This is a genomic window from Cellulomonas soli (assembly GCF_052036975.1).
Classification (GTDB): Bacteria; Actinomycetota; Actinomycetes; order Actinomycetales; family Cellulomonadaceae; genus Cellulomonas; species Cellulomonas soli_A.
Window position 1 is genome coordinate 1 of the sequence record NZ_JBQIAR010000020.1, and the last position, 19,541, is coordinate 19,541.

Sequence of the window (19,541 nt, forward strand, 5' to 3'; positions counted from 1 at the left end):
TCGCGGAGTCGTCGGCAGCGTCATCTGACTATCCCCTGCGAGATGTGTATAAGAGACAGGGCGTACTGCTGCGTGACGCGGGCGGTACGCCACCGCACGCCTGCTGCTACTGCTCGAGGACCGCCGTGATGGCGTCGTTGTCCTCGTCGACCGTGCCGGTCTGGTCGAACGTGGCGTTGCGGATGAGGTTCACCCACGGGCTGCCGGACGCGTTGAACGCCTCCGAGAAGTACGGGGCGACCGGGGTGCGTCCGCTCGCGGCGATCATGTTCATCGTCAGGGCGGTCGGGTTCTCCTGCGCGTACTTGTTGTCGAGCAGCGAGTTGCGTCCGGGGACCTCGCCGTCCTTGGCGACGACCTCGAGCTGGGTCTCGTCCGAGAGCATCCAGGACAGGAAGTTCCAGGCCTGGGCGACGTGCTCGGAGTCCTTCGAGATACCCATGGCGTCGCCGCCGAGGAACGTCGACTCCCCGCCGTCGACCCCGGGGATCGCGCCGACCCCGACGTCGATGCCGGCCTCCTGCGCCGCGTACACGGCGGTGTTGGGGTACTGCATCACGCCGACCGTGCCGTTGGAGAACGGCGCCGTCCACGTGCTGCCGTTCTCCTCCTCGGAGCCGGTGCCGACCGCGCCGGACGCGTTGAGCTGCGCGTACGTGTCGTAGACGGCCTTGGCGGAGTCGCTCGCCAGGAGCGCCTCCGTGCCGCCGTCGTTGAGGACCTCGTCACCGGAGGCCCAGATGGAGGGGAACCAGGTGAACACCAGGCAGCCGCCGCAGTTGCCGCCGTAGTAGGTGCCGGAGACGCCGGGCTTCTTCAGGTCAGCGACCGCCTGCGCCTGCTCGCGGAACTCCTCGAGCGTCGTGGGGCCCTTCTCCGGGTCGAGGCCGGCCTCGCGGTACAGGTCCTTGTTCCAGACCATGACGGAGATGTCGGTGACGAACGGCACGGTGTGCTTGGCGCCGTCGGCGTCGGTGCCGGCGTCGACGTGGCCCTGGGTGATGTCGTCGGCGTACTCGAGCCCGTCGATCTGCTCGGTGAGGTCGGTGAACAGACCGTTGTCCACCCAGTAGGGCAGCCGCACCACGTCACCGGCGAGCAGGTCGGGCAGGTCCTCGTTGGTGGCGGCGCCGCCGACCTTCCCCTCCATGTCGTCGTTGGGGATGATCTCGAGCTTGACCTGGTTCTCGTGGGAGGCGTTGTACGCCTCGACCAGGGCCTTGGCCTGGCGCTCGAGCGGGGCACGGGTCCACATGCTCAGCTCGGTGCCGTCGTCGACCCCGTCCGGGCCGATGGTGGCGGCGTCGCCGCCGCCGGGCGTGGTGCTGTCGTCGCTGCTGCAGGCCGTCAGGCCGGTCAGGGCGAGGCCGGCGACCACGAGCACCGCCGCGCCTCGCGCCCCCCGCGATCGGAACAAGCGCTTGCTCATCGTTCTCTCCTCGAGCATTCGTCGTTGAAGTGCTGAGCCCGTGCGGCCCTGGGCGGGCCGTGCGGGGTACCGCGTTCCGTGAGGCGCTCCGTCACCACTGACGAAAGCCTTTTCGGTGAACATACTCGCGGACCCCACGGCCGTCAACCGTCACGGACGGCTGACCAGGAGCGACGCGCCGCTGCACCACGCGCTCCGAGGCCGCTACGATCAACGGGACGATGGTGCGGGGCTCGAGCCCCGACCCGACGAAGGCGGTGATCATGCAGGAGATCGGCAGCAACGCACGCAAGGTGACGACCCTCTCGGACGTCGCCAAGCTCGCCGGGGTCTCGATCGCGACCGCCTCGAAGGCCCTCAACGGACGCGCCCAGGTCAAGGCCGAAACCCGTGAGCGAGTCGTTTCCGCGGCCGAGCAGCTGAACTTCTCGCCGAACGTGCTCGCCCAGCACCTGCTGTCCGGGCGCTCCGGCACCGTCGGCCTGGTCACCCACGACCTCGACGGCCGGTTCTCGATCCCCACGCTCATGGGCGCCGAGGACGCCGCCGGCACCGGCAACATGTCGGTGTTCCTGTGCGACGCCCGCGGCGACTCGCTGCGGGAGCAGTTCCACGTGCAGGCCCTGCTCGGCCGCCGGGTCGACGGGCTCATCGTCGTGGGCGCACGACCCGACCCGCGACCGCCGCTCGGGCGCACCCTGCCGATCCCCGTGGTCTACGCCTACGCCCCCTCGACCGACCCGCGCGACATGTCGATCGTCAGCGACAACGTCGGCGGCGGTCGCCTGGTCGCCGAGCACCTGCTCGCGTGCGGGCGCACCCGGATCGCCGTCGTCATGGGCGACCCCGGCTACGGCGCCGCGCACGACCGCGTCGCCGGCGCCGTGCAGGCCCTCGACGCCGCCGGCATCGGCATGCTCGGCGGCCAGGCGCTCTACGGCAGCTGGTCCGAGGAGTGGGGCCGCACCGCCGCCGGCATCGTGCTCGCACAGCACCCCGACGTCGACGCCGTGCTGTGCGGCAGCGACCAGATCGCCCGAGGCGTGCTCGACACACTCCGCGAGGCCGGTCGGCGGGTGCCCGACGACATCGCCGTCAGCGGGTACGACAACTGGGAGCTGCTGGCCCTCAACGCCCGCCCGCAGCTGACCAGTGTCGACATGGAGCTGGAGACGCTGGGCCGTCGCGCCGCCGCGCGCCTGTTCGAGGCGATCGACGGCTCACCGGTCTCCGGCACCGAGACCATCCCGGCACGGCTCGTGCCGCGCGGCTCCACCGGACCCCGGCCCGCCGCGCAGCCCACGGCCGCCCACCCCTGACCCCACCGCCTCGACGGGATCAGGAGGGGCGGCCGCGCACCCGGTGGCCGGCCGTCACTCCGACGGGACGCCCCACGTCGGATCCGGCAGCCACCACGCCCCGTCGGTCCTCGACGACTCCCGCGGCGTCCCCCCGCCCAGCCCGGCCCCCGTGCGGTCATGCCCGGGCAGCCACCACGGGCGAGCCCCGACGGTGCCCGTCGGCTCGGACACCGTGGATGCGGACACCAGGCCCGCACCGAAGCCCGTCACCCGCACCGTGAGCACGGTGCCCTGCTGCGCGGCCGTCGGCACGAACGTCGCCGACTCCGCCCCGGCGACCACCGCACCGTCGGCGGACCACGTGTACGCCAGGCGCACTGCCCGCGGCTCCCACCCCGACGTCACTGCCCGCAACGGCAGCCCGACCTTCGCGACCCCCAGCACCGTGACGCTCCCCGGCGTCACCGCGACCCCGGGCGAGCAGTCCGCCGGGTCGGCGCGGAACGCCCACGTGACGGCCTGCGGACCCGGTTCGAGCACGTACCCCTCGGCCGGGCCCACCAGCACCGACACGGTCGTGCCGAGGGGCACCTGGACGGCGCCCTCGACCACGCTGCCGTCGACCCGGTACACGAGACCGTCGACGGCGGGCACCGTCACCGTGCCCGGCCCCGGCTCACCGTCGGTGCACACCGACCCGGTGAACGTCGGCTCCTGCGGCGCGACCGGGACGAGCACCACCGGGCACGGCGGGGCGACGAACGTCTGCGCCCACTCGCGCACCGCCGCATCGGCCAGCACGAACCCGTCGGCAGCCTCGGCGGTGACCGTCACCGTCGCGTCCGCCGCCACCTCGAGCGTGCCCTGCACGACCTGGCCGTCGACCCGGTAGACCACGCCCTCGACCGTCGGCACCTGCACGCGCGCGGCGTCGGGCACGCCGGCCGTGCACGTGGTGGCGGGCGTGAACGTGGGGGCCACCGGTGTCACGGTGCCGTCCGGCGCGGGAGCGACCGCCTGCCACTCGCGGATACCGACCGAGCCCTGACCTGCGGCGGCACCCCAGGACTGGGCGACGATCCGCAACGCACGCGTGGTGACCGGGGCGAACGCGACGGTCGCGAACCCGTCGCTGTCGCGTCCGTAGGTCGCACCGTCCGCCAGGGTCACCTCGACCCAGCTGCCGTCGGCCGCCTGGTGCTGCAGCACCCAGCTGCGGGGGGCGATGAGGCCCTCGTTCTGCGCGTCGGGCACGTTCTGGTACCACCACACGCCCACCTGGTCGACGGTCACGTCGAAGTCCCAGGTCAGCTGGGCCCACTGCTCACCCACGCGGTCCCACGTGCCCCAGCTCGCACCGACCTTCGACGCGTCGTCCTCCAGCACGCCGTTGGTGCCGTCGTTGAGGCCGGCGACGTCCTCCCAGCCCGAGGTGAACGATGCCGAGGCCGTGGCGTACGGCGCGACGTTGCCCTGCAGCTGGGCGCCGTCGGCGACGGGGACCCGGACGGTCCCGCTGGTGACGTTCCCGGCCAGGTCGCGCGCGCGGTACGTGAGCTCGTGCGGCAGCGGGTCAGGCGCCGGCACGACGGCACCCGCGGTGCCCGTGGTGCCCGGCGTGCTCGCGACCCAGTCGCCCGTGCCGTCCCACCGGTGCTCGAGCACCGCCAGGCCGGACAGCGCGTCGGAGGCGTCGAGCGTCACCGTGCGGGTTGCGGCGTCCAGCGTGCCTCCGGCCACCGGTGCCGTGGTGTCGACCTTCACCGTGCGGCTCACCTCGGCGGAGAGGTTGCCGGCGGCGTCGCGGGCCCGGGCCTGCACGGTCGTCGGGCCCTGCGCGGTGACGGGCACGTCGACCGAGCGGACGCCGGGGGCGCTCGCCCAGGCGCCGTCGCCCACCCGGGTCTCGACGGTCGGCAGGTAGTCGACGTCGTCGTCGGCCGCGGCACGCACGGTCACGGCGGAGGAGAACCAGCCGTCCTGGCCTGCGGTGCCCGAGGCGGCAAGGACCACCGTCGGGGCCGTCGTGTCGTCGGGACCGGGGTCGACCGTGCCGTCACCGACCGTGACCGTGGCGGTCACGTACGCGGCGGCCTGCCCGAGCGCACGGCCCTCGACGGTGAACGTGCCGGGTGCGGCGTACGCGGCCGGGTCGACCGCACGCCAGCTGACCGGGACCCACAGCCGGCCCGCGTCGCCGAACGGCAGCCGCACGGCGGCGGGGAGCGCGGGCGCCTCACCGGTGCGCGTCGCGACGGCGACCGGCTCGATCGCGTCGGCCGCGACCGCGTAGACCTCCCACTCGGAGACGGCCACCGAGTGCACCGCGGCACCCTCGTCCTGCCCGCGGAACGTCGCCCGCAGCGCGGTCGTCGTCACAGGGGTGAAGGCCACGGTGTGCCACACATCGGTCTCGGTCGGGTACGTCGCACCCTGCACCGGCTGCCAGTCCCCCGCGGCGTCCAGGTACTCCACCGTCCAGGAGGCCGGCGGCCGGATCCAGTTGCCGTCGCGGTGCAGCTCGATGCCGACACCGCCGGTGCGCACGGGGGCGTCCCACGTGTACTGGATCCAGTCGGTCTGCTGGGTCATCGTCGTGCCGCGGTAGTTGCCCCACTGGTCGGGCGGCAGCAGCGCGGTCAGGGCCCGGCCGTCGTTGAGCGCCCGCAACGTCATCGGGGGCTGCTCGGTGTACGAGGCGGAGGCGTGCGCACCCGTGGCGAGGTTGTCGCTCAGCCGGTATGCGGGGTCGTCCGCCCGGGTCTGGACCACCGGGTTCATGCGGTCGCCGTCCCAGGTGACCTCGTCGATCGCGACCGAACGGCGGAAGTGCCCACCGCCGACGGCGTCCTTCGTGTGGTAGGTCAGGTACCACCGCCCGTCGAGCTCGACGACCGACGGGTGCACGGTCGTCGCCGACGTACCGCCCAGGATGATCCCCTGGTACGTCCACGGCCCCAACGGGCTGTCGGCGGTCGCATACGCGATGCACGCCTGGTAGTTGGACGGCGTGCACTCGCTGCCGCCCTGCTTCCAGTCGTACGCCAGGTAGTAGGTGCCCTCACGCTCGAACACCCACGGCGCCTCGTAGAACGACGTCAGCCCCGACAGCGTGCTGATCGGGCCCGTGGTCGCCGTCATCGTCGGCTCCAGCTCGACCGCCCGGGCCACGCCCCACGAGCCCCAGTACAGGTACACGCGCCCGTCGACGTCGGTGAAGACGTGCGGGTCGATGACCTCCTGGCCGGTGGTGCTGCTGCCGAACACGTCGGTCCACGTCAGCAGCGGCTCCCCGATCGCGTCCGCCCACGGGCCGACGGGGGTGTCGGAGACCGCGACACCGATGGCCATGCGGTTCGGCACGGCCGTGTTGTCCCACTCCACCGGGGCGTACCAGTAGTAACGGCCGTCGGCGCCCGTGGTGACCTGCCCGGCGTAGGCGTTGTTGCCGGTCGCCCAGCCGAACACCTCGCCCGGGTCCATGACGTCGGCGTAGTGCTGCCACTCCCCCGATGCCACGTCGTCGGTCACCAGCACGCCGTAGTCGTGCATCTCGAACCCGGCCTGCTGCTCGGCCGCCTCGTCGTGCCCGGTGTAGACGTACAGCGTGTCGTCCACGACCAGGGGGGCGGCGTCCGCCGAGTAGTACGAGCCGTCGGCCAGGATCGGGTTGCCCGCCGAGTGCACAGGCACCGGGTCGGGCACCTGCGCCGAGGCCGGGGCGGCCGGCAGCGCGGCCGCGAGCGTGCCCACCAGGGCACCGACCAGCACGGTGGCGAGCGACCGGCGGCGCCGGGGCTGCAACGTGCGGTTCACCGTCGTCGTCTGCATGGTCAACGTCCCACCTTCACGCCGGAGGAGGTGCGGGAGGCCGGCGTGTAGCCGTCCTTCGTGCCGGTGATGCTCACCGTGATCACGTCGCCCCGATCGGCGCCGCGCACGGTCCAGGTCGACCGGGTGGCGCCGCGCACGGCGTTCCCGTCGACGAACCACTGGTAGCTCAGCTCGACCGGGCGGGGTTCCCACCGGTCGGTCGTGGCGCGCAGCGTCGAGCCGGTGCGTGCCGTGCCGGTGATCGTCACGGTGCGTGACGTGAGCTCACCGGGCTGCACGGTGACGGTCGGCGGTGAGGACACCCAGCCGGACGGGTCGTGACCAGGCAGACTGCCGCGGACCTCGACCACGATCGAGCGGCCGACGTCGCCCGGCTGCGGGGTGTACGTGGACCGGGTGGCCCAGCGCACCTCGCGACCGTCGACCTTCCACCGGTACTGCAGGCGGACGCCGTCCGCCCAACCGGTCGCGGTGGCGTGCAGCGGCTCGCCGACGCGTGCCGTGCCGGTCAGGGCGACGGCACCGGCCTGGACGACCGGTGTGGCCACGGGCGCGGTCGGCTCGGAGGTGACCGAACGGCCCTCGTACCCGTCGAGGTGACCGGTGACCTCGACGGTGACCCGGTCGCCGCGGTCGTGCCGCGTCGGGGTGTAGGTGGCCGACGTGGCGCCGCGGACGACCGTGCCGTCCACGGACCACCGGTAGGCCAGGCGGACACCCTCCGGCCCCCACCCCTCGGTCACCGCCCGCAGCTCCTGCCCGACGAGCGGGGCACCGACGACCTGCACGGTCCCGGCCACGACGACCGCCTCGGCCGGACCGGCCTGCACGGTGAGTGGCGCCTCGACGGCGCTGTCGCCCGCCACGGCCTGCACGGTGCGCTCGCCTGCCGTCAGGTCGCGCGGCAGCGTCGCGGTGTGCAGCACGCCGCTGCCGGTGGCGTCCGTGGTGAGCGTGCCGAGCGCGAGGCCGTCCGGCTCCAGCGTCACCGTGTAGGCGGTGTCCGCTGCCCCGCCGGTGAGCGTCGCCGTGAAGCCGTCACCTGCGGTGACCGGCTCGGTGGGCACGGCCAGCGCGAGCGGGACGACCGGCAGGCTGTCGACCTCCCACTCGACGAGACCGACGTACCCGCTCGCCGGCTTGGTCAGGGTGACGCGCAGGGCCGTGGTGGTGACCGGCTCGTGCGTGACCGTGTCGAACGCCCCGGTCGTCACCGTGTACGGCGAGGCCCCCGGCACGGGCGCCCAGGTGGCGCCGTCCTCGAGCAGGTACTCCAGCGTCCACGACGACGGTGCGCGCATGCCCCCGCCGTCGTCGAAGAACAGCACACGGCTGGCCTGCGTGGTGACCGGTGCGGGCCAGTCGAGCCGCGCCCACTGGGTGTCGCCGGCGATGTTCCAGGTGCCCCACGCGGCGCTCTGCGAGGTCACGGGGACCGTGGCGTCGCCGTCGGTGATGCCCGTCGCGCGGTTCCACGTGGTCGTCGCCGAGACGGTGACGGTCGCGTTGGGGGCGATGTTGACCGGAGCATCCGGGTCGGGTGCCGGGACGTCGAGCGTGCCGGTCGTCGAGACGTTGCCGGCGCGGTCGGTGGCCCGGTAGGCCACCGTGGCCTGCTGCGCGACGGTCGCGCCCGTGCCGTACGCGGTCCACGGCCCGTCGCCGACGCGGTACTCGACGGAGGCGGTGCCCGAACCCGTCTCGGTGCTGGTGAGCGTGAGCCGACGGCGACCCTCGTCGAACGTCGCCGTGACCGTCGGGGCCACGGTGTCGACGGCGACCGCGAGCGCCTGCACCGGCGAGACGAGACCGTCGGTGTCGGTGGCACGGGCCCGCACGACGTGCTGCCCGTCGGTGCCGACGGCCACGGGTGCGGTGTACGCCGCCCAGGCCCCGCCGTCGAGCTGGACCTCGACCGTGGGGGCGGGGTCGGTGTCGTCGGTGGCGGTGACCGTCACGGTGACCGGTCCGGCGTACCAGCCGCTCGCGGGGGCGGTCGGGTCGGCGGTCAGCGCGACCTGCGGTGCCTGCGGTGCGGACGAGGTGACGGTCACGGTGGCCTCGGGCCGCTTGTCGGTGCCGGCCACGGTGCCCTGCACGGTGAGCTCACCGGCGGAGGCGTACTGCGCCGGGTCGATCGCGTCCCAGGTGACCGCGACCGAGGCCTCGGACCCGTCGTTGTGCACGGCGACCACCCGGGCGGGCAGCTGCGGTGCGGCGCCGGCCACCGTGGTCACGGCGACGGGGGCGAACGTGTTGATCTGCACGGCGTCCGTCGGGCGGACCCAGACGGTGGCCCGGGCGAGCCGCGACGTGCCGGACACGAAGCCGGGGACGGTGAAGCTGCCCTGCTCGGCGTAGGCCTGCGCGGGGACGTCCTGCCACGACACGGCCCGTTCGACGCGGGTCCCGTCGGCGTAGACGACCTCGACGGCGCCGGGCAGCACGGGTGGTGTGCCGACGAGCGTGCGCACGGCGACCTGCTCGACCGCGACGGGCTCCTCGGCGAGGGCCTGCCACTCGATGATGCCGGGGTACGACGAGCCGTTGCGGACGAGCGTGGCCCGCAGCGAGGTGGTGGTCACGGAGCCGTGCGTGACGGCGTTGAACGTGCCGTCCTCGGTCGGGTACCCGCTCGGGTCGGGGACGGGCAGCCACGTGGTGCCGTCGTCGTCCAGGTACTCCAGGTTCCACGACGAGGGCGGCAGGATGCCGCCGGGGTCGCGATTGGAGTGGAACAGGACGCGCGACTCGTCGACGCGCACCGGCGTCGGCCAGGTGAGCCGTGCGGTGTAGGTGTTGCCGGCACCGGCGGCCGTGCCCCAGGTGGCCCAGGCGTCGGACTCGGCGGCGATCGGGTAGGAGGCGTTGCCGTCGTTGATGGCGGCGACCCGGTTCCATCCGGTGACCGCGGAGGCCGAGGCGGTGGCGTCGGTGGCGACGTTGACCTTCGCGGACGCGCTGATCTGCGCGTCGACCACGACGTCGGTGGCGGTGCTGAGCTCGCCGTCGGAGGCAGTCAGCCGCAGCACGTACCGGCCGCTGGTGTCGAACCGCACGACGGTGGTGGCCGCCGCGGGGCTGGCGACGATGGCCTCGGCGCCCTCGGGTGCGCTGAGCACGGACCAGCTGCTGGTCAGCGTGCCGGCGGGCTGCGCGTCGTCGCTGACCGTGCCGATCAGCCGCACCTGCCCGGGCTGGTCGTACGTCGGGTCGCGGTAGGCGGAGGCCTTCGGTGCGGCGTTGGTGGACGGCGGCGCCGCGACGCCCGTGGCGTAGGCCTGGATCTCCTTGAGACCGGTGCGGAAGCCCGACGCATGGGTCACGGTGACGCGCAGCCGGTCGGCCGTGACCTGCGGGAACTGCACCCGGTTGTAGTTGGCCGTGGAGTAGACGGGGGTACGGGCCTGCTGCGGGATGACGTGCCACCCGGCCGCGTCGCGGTACTCGAGCGTGTACAGCGACGGGGCCGCGTACCCGGCGACGGTCGCGGTGGACGACGACCGGTAGAAGTAGAGCCGCACGTCGTCCACGGGCTGGGCCGAGCCGAGGTCGACCTCGAGCTGGTCGGTGGCGTTCGGCGAGCCGACCGTGCCCCAGAACGGCTCGTTCGCGGTGGAGCCGTCCACCGCGCCCCCGGCGGTCCGCCCGGTCGCCTCGAAGGTCGCGGTGACCGGTCGGCCTGCCGCGAGGTTCACGGAACCGGTCGACTCGGTCGCGATGTCGGTGCCTGCCTTGGCGAACACGTCGATCACGCGCGAGCCGGCCTCGAACCGGACGTCGGACGCGGCGGCCAGCGTGGTGCCGGTGGCGGTGACGACCTGGGCGCCGCCGTCGGGCAGCTCGACCTGGCCGGTCGCCGGGTCGTAGACGACGTGGGCGAGGTCGTCGACGGTGAAGGCCAGCTCACCGTCGAGGTACACCGAGTACCCGGCGGGCACCGAAGGTCCGTAGTGCTCCCCGGTCTGGTCCCACACGACCGACAGGTCGCGGTCGTGATAGCGGACGTTGTCGACCGTGAAGTACGGCCAGTCGATGTCGATCGGGTCGAGCTCGACCTTGCCGTCGGCCCGGGGCCGCAGGCCCATGGCGTCCTCGATCACGGTGAAGTTGGTCGCCCCGAGGATCGTGTGGTGGATCCACGAGCGGTACCCGATCGACCCGCCGTCGGCCGCGGAGCCGTTCGACCAGAACTCGTTCTGGTTGGGCTGCCGGTTGTCGCCGCCCTGGTAGTGCGACCAGGCGTTCCAGTACAGGAGCTGCTTGTAGGTGTCGGCGTCGACGTACGGCGAGGGGTAGTCGCGCAGCACCGAGGCGAGCATGCGGAACATGACGGTGGAGTTGATGACCGAGAAGTTGTTCGACCCGGCCTCCGGGGAGTCCGCCTTGTCGACCTGGTTGGCCGTGTAGAAGGGGAACACCGGGTACTGGTCGGCGTCGGCGAACAGGCGTAGCGCCTCGACGTACGACGGGTCGTAGTCGGGGTCGCCCTGCTTCGGCATGAGGCCGACGGTGAACGGGTAGTAGTTGTTGATCTCCTTGTACGGGTTGAGCGTGCCGTCCTGCGTCATGCGGTGCTTGAGCAGGTTGCCGGTGAGCCCGACCTTGTCGGGTGTGGACTGCGCCGGCTCCCACAGGTACTGCAGCACCGCGGACCGCACCCGGGCGGCCAGCGCCTCCATGTGCGCGGCCTTCTCGTCCTGCCCGGCGACGCGGAACAGCTCGGCGGCGGCCTTGGCGTTGGAGTACAGGTAGGCGCTCTCCGTGCGGTCCATGTTCGAGCCGTGCCCGGTCCAGTGGAACGAGACGGCGTCGGCGTCGTTGCCGGTCATCGCACCCCACGAGTACTCGATGAGGCCGTTGTCGTTGGAGTCGTAGGCGGCGAGCAGACCCTCGACGTCATCCTGCGAGTGCTGCCCGAGCGTGGCGCCGATCGCGCCGGGTCCGCCGTGCAGCTCGTAGGCCCGCCAGGCGGCCTCGGTGATGTACTGCGTGTAGCTGTTCGACCAGTTCGCGGGGTCGCCGGGGTTGTCGACGAACTTGCCGCCCTTGGACGTCTCGCCGACGGACACCACGGGCCCGTAGGAGTAGGCCGGGTCGCGGAAGTACTTCAGGTCGTCGACGAACATGCCGACCGTCAGCACGATCGCGTTGTCGTACCCGAGCACGCCCTCCATGGAGGTCGGGAACTGGTAGTCGTTGCCGGGGATGTCCGCGTCCAGGTAGTTGAACCGCATGAGCCACCAGCGGTAGAAGAGCGTCTTGTCGATGTCGTCCGAGGGCGTGTCGAGGTACGGGACGTTGTCGGCCCACCACTTGTTGTAGGCGGTGACGTGGGTGCGGAACGCCTCGGCGGGGCTGGCCGCCCGGTAGGCCGCGTAGTCGGCGGCGGTGGCGGGGCGCTCGTCGGTGAGCATGCCGAGCTGCAGCTTGGTGGTGGCCGAGCCGCCCGCGGGCACCGCGAGGTCGGCGACGAGGCTCTGCCCCTGCGCCGTGAACCCGTCGCCGGACAACCGCGGGTACACCGTGGTCAGGTCGTTGAACACGCGTTCGGCGCCGACGAGCTCGTCGCCCTCGGCGTGCGTGGTCTGCGGGGACGTGGCCACGAGCTGCACGGCGCGTGCCGCGCCGCTGGTGTCGGTGACCGTGACGCCGGCGACCATGACGTCCTGGTCGGTGATGTACTTCGTCTGCTCGAGCACCAAGCCGCTGCCGGTGAACACGCTCGTGAAGTAGCTCGGGGTCTGCCTGCGCTGCGACGGCTGCTCGGTGAGCGTGACGGGTGAGCCGCCGACGGTGACGGTGTACGTGAACGCCCCGCCGTTGCCGAGCGACTCCCAGTAGGCGACGTCACCGTCCCAGCCGAGCGCGGTCGGGGTGTGCGTCTTCATGAACACCGCGCGACCGCGGGTGAATGCGACGAGGTTCTCCGTGCCGTCGTACATCGGGCCGGTGCGGGCGAGCATGCGGTCGATCCAGAAGTCCTGGCCCGGTGCGGTGCCGGCGCCCTGCGCGACGTCCTGGTCGAACACCTGCTGCAGGTAGGCCGACGGCGTGTAGTCCACACCGGTCGTGGGCACCGGGTTCGCCGAGCCGCTGAACGTCGGGTACCCGAGGCTGGCTTGCGGTACCTCGGCGCCGGGTGCCGCCGCGGCGGCGAGGGGGGCGAGGGTGGTCGCGGCAAGGCAAAGGGTTGCGAGTCCGGCGACGAACGGGCGGCGCGCCCGGTGTCGCGAAGGTGCGGTCGGGGTCACGTCGAACGCCTCTCTACGCTGAGAAAGCAACGAATTCACCCGAAGCGTGCCATGGCGTCCTGCTGGCAGCAACCCTTTTCGGTGTTTTCGGTATCAGCGAGAGTGTGACCTCCCCCAGGCTCAGACCACGCCCGAGGCCTGCTCCTCCGGCGTCGCACGCCGCACCACGAGCCTCGTCCACGCACCGACGTACACGCGGTCGTCCTCCGCGAGCTCACGACGCTGCCCCGGCGTGAGGGGCACCGTCGGCAGCGGGCCAGATGCCGGGCCTACGTACGTGCCGTTCGACGACGCGAGGTCCTCCACGAACCAGCGCGTGCCGTCCGTGGTCAGCTGCGCCTGACGGCGGCTGACGGCCTCATCACCATCGCAGTCGATCTCCGGATGGATGCCCCGCGACCGCGACACCCGGCCCACCAGCAGCGACCGGACCGTGAGCGGCACGGACACGGGCAGCCCCGGCGACGGGCACGGCTCGGTGGAGTCCTGCTCGGCGTACCAGTCCGGGTCGACCCACAGCTCGGCGACCCACTCCAACGGGACGGCCGGCGCGACCGGTGCCGACAGGACCACCGCGGCGTCGGGGGCCGCCGCGTTCACGTCCGGGCCCGACGCCGCGCCCGAGACCGGTGCTGTGGTCCGCGGCAGCGCCCCCGTGGTGAAGTCGTAGCCGCACCCTTCGCAGAACAGCGCACCGGGCAGGTTCGGCAGGGCGCAGTTCGGGCACGGCAGCTCGACCGTCGGTGCCGCCGGGGCCGCGGACGGCGGACCGGCGGGGACGGGAGCGGCAACCACCACAGGTGCCGAGGCCGACATCGGCGCCCCGCACACGTCGCAGTAGTCGTCCGCCTGCGAGAGGTGCCCCTGCGGGCACGTGCCCGCGCTCACCGCTTCACCCGGGTCGTCTTCGTCGAGGCCGTGTCCAGCGCCATCTCGTCGAGCCGGTCCACCTGACGCTTGAGCCGCACCTTGCCGGTCGCCGGCTCCTCGATGTCGACGACCTTGCGCAGCTTCGCGGTCGCCTCCTCGTTACCGGTCTCGGCCGCCAGCTGGGCCGCCCGCCCGAGCTTCGCGGTCGCGGTCCGGTCGTCGCCCGACGCCTTCGCCGCCAGACCCTCCTGGATCGCCTCGGCCAGCTCGGCCTGACCCGTGTAGTGCGCGACCTCCGGGTTGATCCGGGCCGTCAGCTCGTCGTCGTCCGACCACTTCGCCTTCACCAGGCCCTGCGACTGCACCTCGCCGCCCACGACCAGCTGCACGCGCGCCGCCAGCTGCTCCTGCCCCAGCGGGCGCGAGGCCGGCAGCCGGACCGCGACGTGGAAGTCGCGCGACTCGTCGCCCCACGAGCCCGTCGGGTACGCGCCCGTGAGCGGGTTGACCTCGGTGCGACGGGCCGAGAGGTCCTCGACCGACGGCGAGACCTGCCGCACGAACAGCACCTGCGCGCCCTGCGGCGCCCACACCCGCAGCTCGGCCGCCGCGACGCCGCGCGCCATCGACGCCCGCATGAGCGCGGCGAACTCCTCGGCCATCTGGTCGGGCCGCGGGATCAGGTCCACCGTGCCCAGCAGCGCCTGGGCGATCCGCCGCAGCTCGCCGACCTCCCAGTCGGCGCCCACGCCACGGCAGTCGACCTGCAGCGTGCCCACCGCGGTGCTCACGCGTGCGTCGAGCTCGGCCGGCGACTCGTGCTGGTTCTTGCCGTCGGTGAGCAGGATCGCGTGCCGCTGCGTCACGGTCGGCGCCGTCCGCACCAGGGTCGCCGCCAGCTCCAGCCACGTGCCCATGGCCGTGCCGCCCTCCGGCCGCAACGCCGCCAGCGACGCCTGTGCCGCCTGCCGGGCCTGCGGGGACATGCGGGCCATCGTCAGCCGCCGCGGGTCGTACGGGTAGAGCACGTACGCCTGGTGGTTGCCCGCCACGACCGCGAACCACGTGCCGTCCAGGATCTGGTCGAGCGCCGCGGCCGCCGCGGCCTGCACCGCCCGGATGCCCTCGGGGCCCATCGAGCCCGAGCAGTCGACGATGATCAGCTCGGCCGCCTCACCGGTGCCCTGCTGACCGGCCTGCCCCGCGCCGGTGCACTCGACCGTCACGATCGCGTGCACGTCGGTCGACCCGTCGGCCAGGAACTCGTTCTGGTAGACCGCGGCCGTGAAGCTGCTCATGCGGGTTCTCCTTCGTCGGTCGTCGCGCCGAGCCGGGCCAGCGCCACCGTGATGTTGTCCTTGCCACCCTGCTCGTTCGCCCAACCGACCAACGACGTGCACGCCGCGGCCGGGTCGCCGCCCGCGGACGCGACCGCCCCGCGCACCAGGTCCGCCAGGTCGCTCGCCTCCGAGCAGTAGTTCCAGAGCCCGTCGGAGCAGAGCACCAGCCAACCAGGTGCGCCGACCTCCAGGTGCGTCACCGTCGGGACCTGGTCGTCGGCGTCGACGCCGAGCCAGCGGGTGATCGCGTGCGCCTGCGGACCGGCCTCGGCCTGCGCACGCGGCACACCGGCCCGCACCTGGTCGGCGGCCACCGAGTCGTCGCCGGTGAGCACCTGCGCCTCGGCGCCGTCGGGCACCCAGTACGCGCGCGAGTCGCCGACGTTCCCGACCGTCACCCGGTGCCCGTCGACGAGCGCCGCGACGAACGTGCAGGACGGCGGCGAGTCGACGTGCTCGGCGAGCGTGACCGCCGCCACCGCACGAGCCGCCGCAGCGCCCGCGGCCACCAGCCGACCGGCGGACAGCGCCTGCAGCGCCGACCCCTGCGCGAGGCCCGCACCGCGTTCACGCACCAGGACGTCCCGGGCGGCCCGGGCAGCGGCCAACGAGGCCACGTGCGAGCTCTCCGAGGTCGACACCCCGTCGCACACGACGAGCGCCGCCCAGCTGCCGGGCGCCGGGTCGGCGGCCAGCGCAGCGGCGTCCTCGTTGCGGTGGTGACGCCGACCCCGGTCCGACTCCGAGGCGATCCAGCCCGCGGGCGCCTCGACCATGTGGTCCCGCGGCCGCGGGGCGAGCGTGCCGCACACCGTGCAGTAGCCGTCGGCGTCGACCGGCCCCCCGCACGCCGGGTCCGGGCACAGCGGGGCGGTCTCCGCGGCGGCCGTGTGCGCGGCGGCGACCGCTCGCAGCGGCGTGGTCACGGCGCTGCTGCCCGACGTGGCCGCCGTGGGCCGCGGGTCCCCGGCGGCCGTCACCGTCGCCAGGACCGGCAGGTCGGCCCCGCACGCCTCGCAGAACACGGCATCGGCGGCCGCGACGGTGCCGCAGTGCGCGCACGTGCGGGGCTCGGCCTCCGGGCCGGTCATCGCAGCGTCCATCGACGGACCTCGTTGGCCGCGTCGACCAGCACCACGCGCTCCTGCGGCGTGCCGGCGGTCTCGGCGAGCCGCCGGTAGGTGCTCTCCAGGCCGTCCCGCAGCGGCTCCTCGGCCGCCGCGTACTGCCCGATGCGCAGCGCCGGTTGCGGCCCGGAGGCCTGCACGATCGCCAGCGCCCGGGCCAGCGCGTCCGCCGTCAGCCACGCACCGTCGACCGGGTCGACGCCCACACCCTCGATCGAGGCCATCGCCTCGGCCAGCGCGGGCAGCCCACCGTCGGACGCCACGAGCGTCACCGCCCGGCGCCGCCGCGCCTCGGTGTACGCGCGTGAGGTCGGCGGCACCAGGTCGAGCGCCGCGACCGCGCCCCCACCGTCGCCGCGGGCCGCCCGGATCCGCGCGATCGCGAACGCGGCCGGCGGCACGTACGCGCCGTCGGTGCGCGCGCAGGTCAGGTACAGGGCCTCGGCGATGTCCGGCTCCCCGGACGCCTCGCAGGCCGCCGCGAGCGCGAGCTTGGGCGCCAGCTCACCGGCGACCTGCCCGTACACGGCGTTGAACGAGGCCTGCGCCCGCTTCCCGTCACCGGCCGCCAGGGCACCGAGGCCCTGCAACCACACCGCACGCCAGTCCCACGCGTCCGCCGCCAGCAGCTCGTCCGTCGCCTGCGTGAGCCGGTCCGTCAGCCCGGCCTCGAGCGCGGCCCTGCCCATCGCCAGCAGCACCTCCGCCGACCGCTGCGGCGCGGCGTCGAGCTGCGCGAGCCGTGCGCGTGCGTCCGGGACGTCCACGGTCGCCAACCAGGCCAGCTGCGGGTCCGCGGTGTCCGGCCGCAGCAGCGGCAGGTGCTCCCAGGTCAGGGTCGCCGCGGCACTGTCCGGGGCGGTGAACAGCAGCGAGGGTGCCACGTCGCGCGCGGCACCACCCTCGGGACGGTCGTGCGCGACGACCTCGCGCAGCACCCCGTGCAGCTGCACGCGCAGCTCGGCGACCGAGGCGAACCGGTCGTCCGGGTTGGCGGCGCACGCCTTGCTGATCAACCGGTAGAACGAGTCGTACCGCTGGAACAGCGGCGTCTGCGCGACCGGCGGCAACGAGTCGACGTACGTCGACTGGTACCCGCGGAACTCCATCGCGAGCACCAGCAGGGTCCGCCCGAGCGTGTACACGTCGGAGGCGATCGAGGTGCCGATCTCGGCGACCTCGGGGGCCTGGTAGCCGACCGTGCCGTAGATCGCCGAGTCCTGGTCGTCCAGCCGACGCACGCCGCCCAGGTCGATGAGCTTGACGTCGTCACCGATCTGGATGAGGTTGTCCGGCTTGAAGTCGCAATAGACCAGGCCCAGGTCGTGCAGGTACTCGAACGCGGGCAGGATCTCCAGGACGTAGGCGATGGCCTGGTCGAGCGGGAACGGGTCGTAGCGCCCCGCAGCCGCCATGCGGTCCTTGAGCAGGCCCTTGAGGGAGTGCCCGCCGACGTACTCCATGACGGTGTACCCGGCACCGTCGTGCGTGACGAAGTTGTAGATCTCGACGATGCGCGGGTGCTCGACCTGGGCGAGGAACTGCCGTTCGGCGATCGCCGCGGCGAGCGCGTCGGCGTCACCGGTGTTGAGCAGGCCCTTGAGGACCACCCAGCGGTCGGACACGTTCTTGTCGCGAGCGAGGTAGATCCAGCCCAGGCCACCGTGGGCGAGCGCGCCGGCGACCTCGTACTGCCCGCCGACGAGGTCGCCGGGGTGCAGCTTGGGCGCGAACGAGTACGCGTTGCGGCACTGCGGGCAGAACCCCTCGGTACGTCCGGGCCGGTCCCCCACGGCACGCCCGACGGGCGCCCCGCAGGACGGGCAGAACCGCTTCTCCTCGGCGACCTGCGGGTCGGCCATGAGTGCGGCGGCCGCGTCGACCGCGGGCGCCGGGGCGATCGTGGTCAGCCCGGCGCCGAGCCGTGCGGCGCGCAGCCGGGTCGACGACGAGCCGACCCGGCGCGTGGTCCCGGTGCGGCCCGTGCGTGCCGACCCGATCGCGGTGGAGGCCAGGCGCTGGCTGGACGTGCGGGTGGACACCGCCTCGTCGGTGCCGGCGGGTGCACCCGTGGGTCCGGCGGTGGCAGCGGCGCCGGTCGACCCGTCGGGGCCGGGGGTGCCGCAGACGTCGCAGTACCCGTCGAGGATCGTCCCGGTGCAACCGGGCTGCGTGCAGGTCATGAGCTCCGTCCAGGGGCGGTCGGGGAGGCGGGGCGGGCGGGCCCCGCGGGTGGGGTGACGGCGGTCGGGGCGGCGTCGAGCAGCACCCGGTAGGCGGCAACGAGCGCCCGTGCGCGAGGCAGGTCGACGGGTCGGGCGGCCAGCACCTCGGCGGCCACCCCGGCGAGCGCCCCGACCTCGGGAAGCCCCTCGCGCCCGCGGGCGACGGCCTGCGCGTCCGAGGCACCGAGCAGACCGCGCAGGTCCTCGACCTCGCGCAGCGGCGCCTGGTAGGTGGCCTCGGCGTGCGCCAGCGCCCGCTCGACGGCATCGAGCCGGACGAGGTACGCGTCGACGGCGTCCGCCTCGGCGGGCACCGGGCCGAGCGCGTCGACCCGCGGCACGCCGAGCACGGGCGCCGGGACGACCGCGGCCACGCACTGCTCGACGAGGGCCTCCAGACGGGTGGCCCTCGTCGCGAGCCCGGCCCGCCAGGAGGTCGCCCGGGCGATGTCGCGCGCGTCGTCGCGTGCCCGCGCACCGGCCACGATGAGGTCACGCTCGGCCGTGGCCACGTCGCTGTCCAGCGGGCCGAGCAGCCCGCCGACGTCGGCCCCGCGCCGGGCCCGGTCGGTCACCTCGGTGAGCCTGCGGTCGACGTCCGCGAGCCGGCGGGCCGAGGCGTCCCGGGCCGGGCCGGCCGGCAGCGCGTCGACCAGGTCGCGGACACGTTCGGCCGAGGCACGCAGCGCGGTGAGGCGTGCCACGACGTCGCCGCCGACCGTGGTCAGCGCGAGCCGCTGCCTCAGCTGGGCGGTCACGGCGTCCGAGAGCCGGCACGCCTCGGGCAGCGAGACGCCGTGCGGGTCCGCACCCGCCACGCCTCCGGCCGTGGCCGCAGGGTCGGTGCGACCCCAGACCAGCGCGGAGAGCCGGGACAGCTCGACGGGACCGACGCGTCCACCGGCCCAGACGCGCAGCAGCTCGTCGTGGCGGGTTGCGACGGTCTGGAACACGGCCATCGCGAGCGTCACGTCCGCGGTGACGTCGTTCCCGCCGGAGGCGAGCGCCGCGGTGTCCAGCGCGTCGAGCTCGGCGCGGCGACCCGCACGCCAGGCGGCGAGGCGTTCGAGGTAGGTCGCGGTCGCCGCCGGGTCGACGGGGCGCCCCCAGCCCGAGGGTGCCGCGGGTGCGTCGGGTGCGACGACGGGGGCGTCGGCCACG

General features: G+C 73.7%; 9 protein-coding genes. 1 reads left to right on the forward strand and 8 read right to left on the reverse strand.

All coding sequences use genetic code 11. From position 1 onward, the window contains the following. Positions 1-106: 106 nt before the first annotated feature. Entirely contained in the window at positions 107-1,429 is a 1,323-nt protein-coding gene (locus ACTHAM_RS16410; RefSeq protein WP_440689411.1) for an ABC transporter substrate-binding protein, read from the reverse strand. A gap of 263 nt (positions 1,430-1,692) precedes the next feature. On the opposite strand from ACTHAM_RS16410, the gene ACTHAM_RS16415 reads away from it, so the two are divergent. Beyond that, entirely contained in the window at positions 1,693-2,748 is a 1,056-nt protein-coding gene (locus ACTHAM_RS16415; protein WP_440689470.1) for a LacI family DNA-binding transcriptional regulator, read from the forward strand. 54 nt (positions 2,749-2,802) lie between these two features. Here ACTHAM_RS16415 and ACTHAM_RS16420 read toward each other — a convergent pair whose 3' ends face one another. The 7 genes from ACTHAM_RS16420 to ACTHAM_RS16450 form a co-directional block, all read right to left on the reverse strand. Further along, on the reverse strand, positions 2,803-6,561 hold the full coding sequence (locus ACTHAM_RS16420; RefSeq protein ID WP_440689472.1) for a family 43 glycosylhydrolase: 3,759 nt from the start codon (positions 6,559-6,561) through the stop codon (positions 2,803-2,805). A gap of 2 nt (positions 6,562-6,563) precedes the next feature. Further along, positions 6,564-12,818, reverse strand: a complete 6,255-nt coding sequence (locus ACTHAM_RS16425) for an Ig-like domain-containing protein (RefSeq protein WP_440689413.1) — start codon at positions 12,816-12,818, stop codon at positions 6,564-6,566. A gap of 120 nt (positions 12,819-12,938) precedes the next feature. Then, entirely contained in the window at positions 12,939-13,706 is a 768-nt protein-coding gene (locus tag ACTHAM_RS16430) for an FHA domain-containing protein (protein ID WP_440689415.1), read from the reverse strand. Continuing rightward, a complete protein-coding gene (locus ACTHAM_RS16435; RefSeq protein ID WP_440689417.1) occupies positions 13,703-14,986 on the reverse strand; it encodes a VWA domain-containing protein in 1,284 nt (427 codons plus the stop codon). The genes ACTHAM_RS16430 and ACTHAM_RS16435 overlap by 4 nt, the downstream gene beginning before the upstream one ends. Continuing rightward, positions 14,983-16,131 (reverse strand): protein phosphatase 2C domain-containing protein, encoded by a 1,149-nt coding sequence (locus ACTHAM_RS16440; RefSeq protein ID WP_440689419.1) that lies wholly within the window; start codon positions 16,129-16,131, stop codon positions 14,983-14,985. Before ACTHAM_RS16440 ends, ACTHAM_RS16435 begins: the two co-directional genes overlap by 4 nt. Next, positions 16,116-18,338, reverse strand: a complete 2,223-nt coding sequence (locus ACTHAM_RS16445; protein ID WP_440689421.1) for a tetratricopeptide repeat protein — start codon at positions 18,336-18,338, stop codon at positions 16,116-16,118. Before ACTHAM_RS16445 ends, ACTHAM_RS16440 begins: the two co-directional genes overlap by 16 nt. Continuing rightward, positions 18,335-19,540 carry a hypothetical protein gene (locus ACTHAM_RS16450; protein WP_440689423.1) on the reverse strand — a complete coding sequence of 402 codons (1,206 nt, stop codon included), beginning with the start codon at positions 19,538-19,540 and terminating at the stop codon, positions 18,335-18,337. Before ACTHAM_RS16450 ends, ACTHAM_RS16445 begins: the two co-directional genes overlap by 4 nt. Between the last annotated feature and the right edge of the window lies 1 nt (position 19,541).